Annotated in this window: 10 protein-coding genes and 1 pseudogene; 4 read left to right on the top strand and 7 right to left on the bottom strand. The window is 65.5% G+C overall.

The window, feature by feature from the left end; all coding sequences use genetic code 11:
- Nucleotides 1–4 precede the first annotated feature (4 nt).
- Nucleotides 5–1,351: an amino acid permease gene (locus B4F07_RS10900; RefSeq protein WP_293701026.1), complete on the top strand. Its 1,347-nt coding sequence runs from the start codon at nt 5–7 to the stop codon at nt 1,349–1,351.
- Here B4F07_RS10900 and B4F07_RS10895 read toward each other — a convergent pair.
- Both B4F07_RS10895 and B4F07_RS10890 read right to left on the bottom strand, forming a co-directional pair.
- On the bottom strand, nt 1,313–2,917 hold the full coding sequence (locus B4F07_RS10895) for a phytoene desaturase family protein (protein ID WP_293701027.1): 1,605 nt from the start codon (nt 2,915–2,917) through the stop codon (nt 1,313–1,315). The two genes, B4F07_RS10900 and B4F07_RS10895, sit on opposite strands and share 39 nt — an antisense overlap.
- Before the next feature lie 99 nt (nt 2,918–3,016).
- Nucleotides 3,017–4,183, bottom strand: a complete 1,167-nt coding sequence (locus tag B4F07_RS10890; protein ID WP_293701028.1) for an aromatic ring-hydroxylating oxygenase subunit alpha — start codon at nt 4,181–4,183, stop codon at nt 3,017–3,019.
- Nucleotides 4,184–4,216: 33 nt separating this feature from the next.
- On the opposite strand from B4F07_RS10890, the gene B4F07_RS10885 reads away from it, so the two are divergent.
- Nucleotides 4,217–4,810, top strand: coding sequence for a TetR/AcrR family transcriptional regulator (locus B4F07_RS10885; protein WP_293701029.1), 594 nt, complete (start codon nt 4,217–4,219; stop codon nt 4,808–4,810).
- A 21-nt stretch (nt 4,811–4,831) separates the two neighbouring features.
- Here the strand turns inward: B4F07_RS10885 and B4F07_RS10880 are convergent, their stop codons facing one another.
- Nucleotides 4,832–5,566, bottom strand: a complete 735-nt coding sequence (locus tag B4F07_RS10880; protein ID WP_293701030.1) for an SDR family oxidoreductase — start codon at nt 5,564–5,566, stop codon at nt 4,832–4,834.
- Between the two features lie 163 nt (nt 5,567–5,729).
- Between B4F07_RS10880 and B4F07_RS10875 the strand changes: the two genes are divergently transcribed.
- Complete coding sequence (locus B4F07_RS10875; RefSeq protein ID WP_293704754.1) at nt 5,730–6,629, top strand: AraC family transcriptional regulator; 900 nt, start codon at nt 5,730–5,732, stop codon at nt 6,627–6,629.
- A 6-nt stretch (nt 6,630–6,635) separates the two neighbouring features.
- Here B4F07_RS10875 and B4F07_RS10870 read toward each other — a convergent pair whose 3' ends face one another.
- The 3 genes from B4F07_RS10870 to dapB form a co-directional block, all read right to left on the bottom strand.
- The gene (locus tag B4F07_RS10870) at nt 6,636–8,009 is read right to left on the bottom strand and encodes a M20/M25/M40 family metallo-hydrolase (protein ID WP_293701031.1); all 1,374 of its coding nucleotides are present in this window, start codon (nt 8,007–8,009) and stop codon (nt 6,636–6,638) included.
- A gap of 252 nt (nt 8,010–8,261) precedes the next feature.
- Entirely contained in the window at nt 8,262–8,918 is a 657-nt protein-coding gene (nth, locus tag B4F07_RS10865) for an endonuclease III (RefSeq protein WP_293701032.1), read from the bottom strand.
- Nucleotides 8,915–9,649, bottom strand: coding sequence for a 4-hydroxy-tetrahydrodipicolinate reductase (dapB, locus tag B4F07_RS10860; RefSeq protein WP_293701033.1), 735 nt, complete (start codon nt 9,647–9,649; stop codon nt 8,915–8,917). The genes nth and dapB overlap by 4 nt, the downstream gene beginning before the upstream one ends.
- A gap of 222 nt (nt 9,650–9,871) precedes the next feature.
- Here dapB and B4F07_RS10855 point away from each other — a divergent pair, with 222 nt between their 5' ends.
- Nucleotides 9,872–10,576, top strand: a complete 705-nt coding sequence (locus B4F07_RS10855) for an NAD-dependent deacylase (RefSeq protein ID WP_293701034.1) — start codon at nt 9,872–9,874, stop codon at nt 10,574–10,576.
- 1 nt (nt 10,577) lies between these two features.
- Here B4F07_RS10855 and tadA read toward each other — a convergent pair.
- Nucleotides 10,578–11,030: pseudogene (gene tadA / locus B4F07_RS10850) on the bottom strand (tRNA adenosine(34) deaminase TadA); the annotation flags it as partial.
- Between the last annotated feature and the right edge of the window lie 110 nt (nt 11,031–11,140).

Below are 11,140 nucleotides of genomic sequence, written 5' to 3'. Positions count from 1 at the left end.
CCGGGTGACCGGCAGCGTGACCAACATGGAAAGGCCGAGCCAAAAGCTCGGCCTTTTGATGTGTATCGCGCTGGTCATGGGCAATATGATCGGGTCGGGCGTGTTCCTGCTCCCCGCCGCGCTGGCGCCCTTGGGCTGGAACGCAGTGATCGGCTGGGGTGTAACGATCGGCGGCACCCTTTGCCTAGCGCTGGTGCTCGCGCGGTTGGCGCGTTTGCTGCCTGGGGGCACCGGGCCGTTCACCTATGCCGCCGAAGCCTTTGGCCCCGGCGTCGGCTTTATCGTTGCGTGGAGTTTCTGGATCAGCTGCTGGACCGCCAATGCAGCGCTGGCGGTCGCGGCGACCAGCAATCTTTCGATCATCTTTCCCGGGCTGGCTGCCGATGGCCAGACCCCCGCGCTGCTCGCGATCGGCTTTATCTGGCTGTTCACCGCGATCAACCTGCTCGGAGTGCGCAAGGCGGGCGGCGCGCAGGTGCTGACCTGGGCGCTCAAGCTGCTGCCGTTGCTCGGCGCCGTCGTGGTGGCTGTCTGGGTGCTGGGGTCGGGGATTGTAAGCCCGCCCGCACTCGCCGACGCCGCGCCGGTCAGCCTGGGCAATATCGGCAGCGCGGCGACGTTGACCTTGTTCGCGCTGCTCGGGTTTGAAAGCGCGCTAGCGGTCGGCGACCGCGTGAAAGACCCCGAAAAAACGGTGCCGCGCGCCACGATGATCGGCGCGGTGGCGACCGGAGTCATATATCTCCTGTCCTGCACTGCGGTTACCATGCTGCTACCCGTCGCGACGGTGCAGGGGTCAAACGCACCTTATGCGACCTTTTTCGCGACCTTGGTCAGCCCTGCCGCGGGCCAGCTCGTCGCTTTGTTCGCGGCGATTGCAGCGCTCGGCGCGCTCAACGGCTTCGTCCTGCTCGTCGGCGAAATCCCGCGCGATATGGCGCAGAAAGGGCAGCTGCCGTCGCTGATGGCGCGCGAGAACCGCTTTGGCGCACCGCTGTGGAGCCTACTCCTCGCCAGCAGTCTCGCCACGTTGGTCGTCTATGCCAATTATTCGCGCGGGCTGGCCGGGTTGTTCAATTTCATGGTGCTGGTGACGACCTCGACCGCGATCATCTTTTACATGGCAGCGGCGCTCGCGGCGCTGAAGCTCGAAAGGCAGCGCCGCATCGCCGCATCGCCGCGATTCGCTGCGCTGACGCTGATCGGCTTCATCTACAGCTGCTGGGCCTTTTACGGTGCCGGAATCGAGGCGAGCCTGTGGAGCCTCGCAATGACCGCGACCGGGCTGCCGATCTATTTCGCGATGCGCCGGTCAGCGCCAGCGCGGCGCGAAGAAACCCCGGTCACGTAGGATCACCTGCGCGGCGTTATGCCCCGGCGCGCCGGTGACGCCGCCGCCGGGATGCGTCCCCGCACCGCACATATAAAGTCCCTTGAGCGGCCCACGATAAGCGCCGTTGCCGAGCACCGGGCGCGCAGACCATAGTTGGTCGAGGCTCATATTGCCGTGCATGATGTCGCCGCCGACTAACCCGAATTTGCGTTCGAGCCCCTTGGGGCTGAGGATCTGGCGGCCGACGATCGAGGCGCGGAAACCGGGGGCGTGCGCCTCGACGGTGTCGATGATGCAGTCGGCGGCGGCGCCTTCCTCCGCGTCCCAGTCGCGACCATCAGGAAGCTCGGGGGCGAATTGCTGGCAGAAGAGGCTGGCGACATGCTGCCCCGGCGGCGCCAGGCTGTCGTCGATCGTCGAAGGAATGAGCATTTCGACGATCGGCTTTTTCGACCAGCCATATTGTTTCGCGTCGAGGAATGCGCGGTCCATATAGTCGAGCGTCGGGGCAAGGATGATCCCGGACTGGTGATGCTCGCCAGGTTCCGGCAGGCAAGTGAACCTGGGCAGCTCGCTGAGTGCGACGTTCATACGAAAGGTGCCGCTGCCCGCCTTGAACGCTTTGATCCGGCGCTGGAACTCGGGCGCGATATCGCCTTCGTCGAACATCCGTTCATAGAGCAATTTCGGCCCGACATTGGCGATGATACGCGCGGCGGCGATTTCCTCGCCGCTGACCAGCTTGACCCCGACCGCCTTGCCGCCATCCACCAGGACGCGCGACACGGGCGCTTCGAGGCTGATCTCGACCCCCAGCTGGGTACATACCTTCGCCATCATCTGGGTGATCGCGCCCATGCCGCCGATGCTGTGGCCCCACGCGCCCTTCTTGCCATTCACTTCACCAAAGACATGGTGGAGGAGGACGTAAGCGCTGCCCGGCGTGTCGGGGCTGGCATAATTGCCGACGACGGCGTCGAAGCCGAAGGCCGCCTTCACCGCTTCGCTTTCGAACCAGCTGTCGAGAAAGGTGCGCGCCGATTTGGTGAACAGTTCAAGCACGTCGCGCTGCTGCGACAGGCTTAGCTTGGTCAGCCCACGCCCCTGCCGCGCGGCGTCGATCAAGGTCTTGAACCCGTCGCCAACATTCGGCGGCGATTTCAGCGCGAGGTCGCGCAGCACGTCGGCGACGCCCTCGAGCATGTCATAATATGCGGGTAGCCGGGCAGCGTCATGGGCCGAGAAGCGCGCAAATTCCTTTTGGGTGCGTTCGAGCCCGCCGCCGAGCTTCAGATAGCCGCCATCTTCCTGCGGCAGGAAATTGCTGATCGGCCGCTCGATCACGCGGTAACCCTGCTCGGCGAGCTTCATGTCGGCGATGACCTTGGGCTGGAGCAGGCTGACCGTGTAGCTGGCGACCGAATTGCGAAACCCCGGCGCAAACTCCTCGGTCACCGCGGCGCCGCCGACGACGTCGCGCGCTTCGACAATCCGCACCTTCAGCCCCGCCCGCGCGAGATAGAAAGCGCAGACAAGGCCGTTGTGGCCGGCGCCGATGATCAGGGCGTCATATTGCTTGGTCATATCAAATTCCGTTCGTGTCGAGCGAAGTCGAGACACCGCGAAGGCGCGTATTTCCGATAGGCATCTCGACTTCGCTCGATGCGAACGGGAATTCTAGCGTCATGCTTTGCTCCATCCCGCACGCGGGGCTTGTTCGAGGCGGGATTCGGGGATCAGGTCGCGCATCCGGGCGCAGAAATGCTTGAGGCAAACTTCCTTGTCGCTGAGCGGCCCCATGGTGAAGCTCTGCGATGCCATCCCCTGCTGGACGCGGGTGATGAGCAACGTGTCCTCGGCATTGACCTGACGATTGATCCGCCAGTTGAGGTAGCGCGCGGCGCGCATTTCGCGCCGATCATCCGGCAGGACATAGCTGATTTCGCGGATCAGGCAGCTGGTCGGGCCAGTCGGCAGCCATTGCATGAAGTCGACCTGGTCGGGATAGATGTCGAAGGCGACATTGGGCCACAGCTTGAAATAGAGCCAGCGACGCTGGTTCGCCTCCGGCAGGTGCGGAACCGGCGGCAGCAGCCGCTGATACATGCGCTCCGACCAATTAACCGACGGCCGGTCGATCAGGTCGCCCCACATGCGGTCGACGTGGGTCGTCGCCTCGACCCCATAGCTTTTGCCGAACAGGCGGGTGAGGCCGGGGTGAGCGACGGGGATGTGGAGGCCGTCGGAATAATTGTCGCCGACATTTTTCCAGTTCACCTCGCGCGGGCGCAGCGTGACGCGGCCCAAAGCGCCGAGATCTTCGAACCGATAGGGCGCGACCTGCGCTTCATAGGGCGCCATCATGCTCGCGACCGAGGGGCCGCCGTCGTCGGTGAGGCGGACGAACCAGAAGCCGCGCCATTGTTCGAGGTCGACCGGCACCAGCGATGCCTTGTTCTTGTCAAGCGTCGGGTAGCTCGCGCTGTCGGGTACGCCGGTCAGGCGGCCGTCGAGGTCGTAGGTCCAGGCATGATAGGGGCAGACGAGCTTTTTGGCGCAGCCTGCCGACCCATCGACCAGCCGCGAGCCGCGGTGGCGGCAGACATTGGTGAAGGCGCGGACGGTCCGGTCGGCGCCGCGCACGACGATGACGCTTTCGCCGCAATAATCGATGCTGTGCCAGTCGCCGGGGTTCGGGATGTCGCTATCGTGGCACACGACCTGCCAGCTGGGGCGGAAGATCCGCGCCATTTCGGCGGCGTAGAAATCGGGGTCGCTGTATGTCCACGCCGGGAGCGACCAGCCATCTTGCGGGTCTAGATGAACGAAAGTGTCGCGCAGCGTTGCCATGAGTCGATCCTTGTTGTACAATCGTATAACAAGATGCAACCCGCTCGCCAAGCCTTTACGCGCGAAAGCGCCGATGCCCGCCGTAGTGATCTGATCGAGGCGACTGCCGCGTGCCTGGCGGAGCATGGGCTGGCGGGCACCAATGTCCGGGCAATCTGCGCGAAAGCGGGGGTGTCGCCGGGGCTGCTGCGCCATTATTTCGACGGCATCGACGATCTGGTCGCGGCGACCTATCAGGCGACCAGCGACCGGATGGACGCGATTTTTGCCGCCGCCGTGGCGAGCGCCAGACCCGAACCGCGGGCGCGGTTGCTGGCGTATCTGACCGCAAGTTTCCGCGCCCCGGTCACCGATCCCGAATTGCTGGGGGCGTGGACCGCCTTCTGGGCGCTGGCGCGGAGCGACGCGCGGATGGCGGATATTCACGCGGAAAGTTACGCCGGATACCGTGCGCGGCTCGGCGAACTGCTGACCGCTTGCGGCGCGCGCGACGCCGAGCGGCTGGCGATCATGCTGACCGCGATGGTCGACGGGCTGTGGCTCGAACTGTCGCTCGATGCCGCCAGCTTTGGTGCGGAAGCGGCGGCGGCGATGATCGAAAAGGCGGTGGCAGCGCTGCTGGACTAGCAGCGCTGCCACGCGGCATCCTCAGAAGCTGCCCTTCACCGGGCGCACGATGATCTCGCTGACATCGACATCATCGGGCTGTTCGACCGCGAAGCGGATTGCGCGGGCGATGGCATCGGGGGTGATCGCGATGCTGCGGAATTCCGCCATCGCGGCGGCGCTGGCCGGATCGGTGATGTCATGGCCGAGTTCGGATTCGACAACGCCGGGCGAGATGATCGTCGCGCGCACATCCCGATGTTCCTGCCGGATACCGTCGGTGATCGCCCACACCGCAAACTTGGTCGCGCAATAGACCGCACCGGTCGGAACCACATAATGCGCGCCGAGCGAGGCGACATTGACGAAATGGCCCGAACCCTGTGCGGTGAAGCCCGGCAGAGCCGCAGCAATGCCGTTGAGGACGCCGCGGATGTTGACGTCGATCATCGCGTCCCAATTTTGGGTCTCGAGCGCGGCGAGCGGCGATAGCGGCATGATGCCCGCATTGTTGATGAGCACATCGACGCGGCCGAAGCGCGCGATCGCATGATCGACGAATGCCTGCATGTCGTCACGGCTGGTCACATCGAGCGCGCGATAGTCGGCGCTGCCGCCCGCAGCGGCGATTTCGGCCGCGAGAGCTTCGAGCCGGTCGGTACGGCGGGCGCCGAGCAAAAGCGTTGCGCCGGTAGCAGCGAGTTCGCGCGCCGTGGCGGCGCCGATGCCGCTGCTCGCGCCGGTGATCAGGATGACCTTGTCGGTATTGGGGGTCATAATCGTCTCCATCGAAACCGGACGGCCCTATGCCATCCGTTGACCCGCTTTTGCGCCTGACTGGCGGTCAGACGGTAGATCAAGGCTCCGCAATGATTGCACGATCCTCCGGACACGGCGCTTTGCGCTTGTCGGGGCAGCGCAAGGCTGCAAAACCGTCACCATGACAAAACTTGAAGAAATGCGTTCTCTTTTGCTCCGTCATCGGCCGACCGACGGGGTTCACCCGTGCGCGCTGCCGCGCGTATCGCTTGTCCGTAGCTCCGAGCCGAGCGAGCCGATGCCCGTCGTGTACGAGCCGTCGCTGTGCCTGGCCATCAGCGGCCGCAAGCGCGTGCTGCTGGGCGATGCGAGCTTTATTTATGACAGCGCACAGTTTCTTGTCGTTTCGGTCGATCTGCCGGTGAGCGGCATGGTCGTCGATGCCAGCCCCGACAATCCCTATCTGTGCCTGAAGTTGGACCTGGACGTCGCTGTGCTGAGCGACCTGCTGCTGGCGCATGAGGCGCGCGTTCCGCGTAGCGATCATGCCCCGTCGATTGCGGTCGGCGACGTCGATACGGGCCTGCTCGATGCCGCGCTGCGCCTGCTGCGCCTGCTCGATACGCCCCACGATATGGCCGCGCTGGCGCCGCTTGCGGAACGCGAGATTTTATACCGGCTGCTGACCGGATCGCAGGGCGCGATGCCGCGCCATATTGCGACCGCCGACACCCGGCTGCACCAGATCAGCCGCGCGGTGGCGTGGATCAAGGATCATTATGCCGGCGTCTTCAGCATCGATGACTTGGCCGGATTGGCAGGGATGAGCCCGTCGTCCTTCCACGAGCATTTCAAGAGCGTGACGCGTTTCAGCCCGCTGCAATATCGCACCCGGCTGCGGCTGCTGGAAGCGCGGCGGTTGATGGTGTCGGAGGCGATGGACGCGGCCAGCGCGGGTTTCCACGTCGGGTACGAAAGCCCGTCGCAGTTCAACCGCGACTATAGCCGCGCCTTCGGCCTGCCGCCGCTCCGCGACGCCGCGCGCCTCCGCGCGGCGCCGGAATTCGGATTGTCGGCGTGAGGCGCCCTATTTCGACAAATCCCTGAGCAGGCTGTCCCAATGCGCCAGCGCGGGAACGATCGCATCGACCGGGACGCGTTCGTTGAGGCCGTGGGCGAAGCTGTCGCTGGCTTTCGAAAACAACCCGGCGACGCCGTAGCTCGGCACCCCGGCGATGCGGAAATGATAGCTGTCGGTCGCGCCCGCGCTCATTGAGGGGATGATCGGCAGCCCGGGAGCGCGGGCGTGGACGGCTTTCTTGACCGCCGCCATGACGTCGGGACGCAGCGGCGAAGCGTCGCTGGCACTGGCGTCGGGATCGGGGTTCACCTTGACCGCGGGGTCCGCGATGACGCGTTCCAGCTCGGCGCGCACGCTTTCGACCGGGACGCCAGGGAAGATACGGCAGTTGATGTTGGCGGTGGCGCGCTGCGGCAGCGCGTTTTCGGCATGGCCGCCCTTCACCAAAGTCGGCACGCAGGTGGTGCCGATCTGCCCGACATATTCGGGGTCGGCGCGAATCTTGGTGATCGCGTCCGCGTCCTCCGGGTTCGCGGCGAAAGCCTTGAGCGCGGCGCCCATATTGCCGCCGACCTGATCGGCGACGATCGGCATGCCGATTTTGGTCAGTTCATTCTGTTGGGGCGTGAATTTATAGGCACCGACCTTTTCAAGTGCCGCGGCCAGCTGGACGATCGCGTTGACCGGCGACGGACGCGAGCTGTGGCCGCCGGGGTTGGTGACTTCCAAGGTGAAGTCGGCGTAGGTTTTTTCGCCCGCCTGCAGCCCGTAATATTGCGGCTTGCCATCCTCGCCGAGCGTCCCGCCGCCGCCGTCGCCGTTCAGCGCAAATTCGGCGTCCTTATATTTGGCGGCGAGCGCGCGGGTCGTCACCATCTGGGTTTCTTCGTCACCCGTCAGCAGCAGGATGATCGAGCGCTGCGGCTTGAACCCGTCCTTTTTCAGCTGCGCCATCGTTGCGACCATCATCGCGATGTCGAACTTGTTGTCCTCCGACCCGCGGCCGAAAATATAGCCATTCTCCTCGACCGGGACGAAGGGATCGCGCGTCCAATCCTTTGGGTCGGCCGCGACAACATCCATATGACCGAGCAGCAGGATCGGTTTCTTCTTTGTCGTGCCAGTCAGCGTCGCGGCGAGGGTCGCGGTTTCGCCCATCGGGGTGATCTCGATATCGCTGTCGGCATAGCCCGCGGCCTTCAGCACCCCGGCATAATAGGCCGCCAGTTCGGGCACCTTGCCGCGCCCCTCGACCGTCGGGATCGCGATGCTGTCCTTCAGGATCTGCTTCGCGGCGTCCGCATCGGCGGGTTTGGCGTGGACGGGCGCGGCGGCGAGCAGGGCGGCGGCGAGGGCGAGCGGGGCGGTCAGGTTGCGCATGGAACCCGACTATGGCGCGTGCTGCGGGTTGCGCAAGGGGAGCCAGAATGTTTCGCGCAGAGGACGCAGAGATTTGGGTTCACGCGGAGCCGCGGAGCCGCGGAGGGATTACCCTGAATCCGTTCGTGCTGAGCCTGTCGAAGCAGCGTTCTTTTTGCCCCGCCAGAAGGAAGAACGGCTCTTCGACAAGCTCAGGGCAAACGGAACTGGGATACTCCCTCCGCGGCTCCGCGTCGCCGCGTGAACCCTTTTTCACGCCGCCCTTTTCCCCTTCGGCGCTGCCGTCTTCGGCTTGAACCGGCACAGGTCGGCGACCGGGCAGCGCCAGCACTCCGGCGTGCGCGCCTTGCAGATGTAGCGGCCGTGGAGGATCAGCCAGTGGTGCGCGCCGACGCGGAAGGGGGCGGGGGTGCCTTTCTCCAGCGCCTTTTCGACCGCGAGCACGGTCTTGCCCGGCGCGAGGCCGGTGCGGTTGCCGACGCGGAAGATATGGGTGTCGACGGCAAAGGTTTCGGCGCCGAAGGCGCAGTTCATCACGACATTGGCGGTCTTGCGTCCGACCCCCGGCAGGCTGGTCAAGATATCGCGGTCGGCGGGGACTTCGCCGCCATGGTCGCGGACCAGGATTTCGGAGAGCGCGATGACATTCTTCGCCTTGCCGTTGAACAGCCCGATCGTCTTGATATGCTCTTTCAGCCCCGCCTCGCCGAGGTCGATCATCTGCTGCGGCGTGGTCACGTCCTGAAACAAGCGCCGCGTCGCCTTGTTCACCCCGACATCGGTCGCCTGCGCCGAGAGCACGACGGCGACGAGCAGCTGGTAGGTGTTGCCAAAGGCCAGCTCGGTCTCGGGCGCCGGGTTGAGGTCGGCGAGGCGGCGATAGAATTCGAAAATATCGGCCTTTTTCACCGTTGGGGCAGCCCCAGCACCTGCGGCATCGTGTAGCGCCCCGGCGCCTGCCCGGTCAGCCACAGCGCGGCGCGCACGGCGCCGCGCGCGAAGATCATCCGGTTCTCGGCCCGGTGCGACAGGGTGATCATTTCTTCGTCGCCCGCAAAGATCACGTCGTGATCGCCCGCAACGGTGCCGCCGCGCAAGGATGCGAAACCAATCTTGCCGTGACCACGCGCGCCGGTCAGCCCGTCGCGGCCGCGTTCGGAGCATTTGCCAAGGTCGATGCCGCGACCGTCGGCGGCCGCCTGTCCCAAGAGCAGCGCAGTGCCGCTGGGCGCGTCGAGCTTCATCCGGTGGTGCATCTCGACAATCTCGATGTCATATTCGGGATCGAGCCTTGCCGCCGCCTCGCGCACCAGATGCGCGAGTAGCGTGACGCCAAGCGAGGTGTTGCCGGTTTGCAGCACCGCGATGTCGCGTGCGGCGTCGTCGATCAGATAATGATGGCGTTCCTCGAGCCCGGTGGTGCCGATGACGATCGGCTTTTTCGCCGCGATGCAGGCGTCGAGCGTCGCTTCGAGCGCGGCGGGGGAGGAGAAATCGACGAGGACGTCGCTCTCGCTGACCAGCTTGACGATGTTGCCGCCCTTGTCGGCGCCGCGATGCTGCTGCCCCGCCGCGGCGATCGCGGCGGCCAGCGCGACGCCCATGCGGCCTTCGCTGCCGATAATGCCGATGCTGGTCATATGCCGTCCCCTGTCCTTCGTTTCCCCTTAGCCGTTCGCAGCGCGCGAAGTCGAGATGTGCTCTGCTCCCGTCATCCCGGCGCAGGCCGGGATCTCACCGGTGCGTTATTGGGCGAAGTTGAGATCCCGGCCTTCGCCGGGATGACGAACGATAGGGAGGGTTCGAAGGTTCGACCGATAGGTGTCTCGACTTCGCGCGACACCAACGGATAGAGAGGGGGGATGAAGGATATTCAGAACATCGTCATCCTGACCGGCGCCGGGGTGTCGGCCGAAAGCGGCATCGATACGTTTCGCGACGGCGGCGGATTGTGGGAGCAGCATCGCGTCGAGGATGTCGCGACCCCCGAAGCCTTTGCGCGCGACCCCGATCTGGTGCTGCGATTCTATGATGCGCGGCGCGCGGCGATCCAGACCAAGGTGCCGAATGCGGCGCATGAAGCGCTGGCGCGGCTCGACGCGGAATGGCAGGGCGAGTTGCTGGTCGTGACGCAGAATGTCGACGATCTGCACGAGCGTGCGGGGGCCAGGCGGCTGATCCATATGCATGGCGAGCATCTGAACGCCTGGTGCGCGGCGTGCGATGCGCGGCTGCGGTGGACCGGGCCGCTGCTCGATCGGCCCGCCTGTGCGGCGTGCGGGGTGGTCGGCACCTTGCGCCCCGACATCGTATGGTTCGGCGAGATGCCGTACCGGATGGACGAGATTTACGCCGCGCTGAACCGCGCCGACCTGTTCGTGTCGATCGGCACGTCGGGCGCGGTCTATCCGGCGGCAGGGTTTGTGCGCGAGGCGCGGGCGGCAGGGGCACGGACGCTGGAGCTGAATATGGAGCCGAGCCAGGGAAGCCACTGGTTCAGCGAGGCGCGGCATGGCCCGGCGGGGATGCTGGTGCCGAAATGGGTGGAGGAAGTTTTGGGAACTTAATCCGCCGCGCCGCGAAAAAATCCCGCAGCAGCGCCGCCGCTTCCCCTGCCCCGATGCCGTCGTAAACCTCGGGCCGATGATGCACCGTCGGCTGCGCGAAGACGCGCGGGCCGTGGACCACGGCGCCGCCCTTGGGATCGTCGGCGCCATAATAAAGCCGCGCGATGCGGGCGTGGGCGATGGCGCCCGCGCACATCGCGCAAGGCTCCAGCGTCACATAGAGATCGCAGCCATCGAGGCGTTCGTTGCCGAGAGCCCGCGCGGCGGCGCGAATCGCGACGATTTCGGCGTGGGCGGTGGGATCGTGCGATTCGCGGGGGGCATTATGGCCCTCGCCGACAATCGCGCCGTCCTTGACGACGACCGCACCGACCGGCACTTCCCCCCGGTCTGCCGCGGTTTTGGCGAGGTCGAGCGCGCGGCGCATCGGCGCGGGGAGCAGAAATTGCGGCATCGCTTTTCCCGCTAGTCGCTTGACGAATCTGCGGCAAGCCGATAAGCGCGCGCCTTTCCCGGCTCACTCCGGTCCTTCCTTCCCCGATTTCACGGGAAGCACCCGGACGC

This window comes from Sphingopyxis sp. UBA6723 (assembly GCF_002454115.1).
Taxonomy (GTDB): domain Bacteria; phylum Pseudomonadota; class Alphaproteobacteria; order Sphingomonadales; family Sphingomonadaceae; genus Sphingopyxis.
Note: the sequence above shows the minus strand (reverse complement) of the source record. Positions and strands in the feature narration are given on the sequence as shown.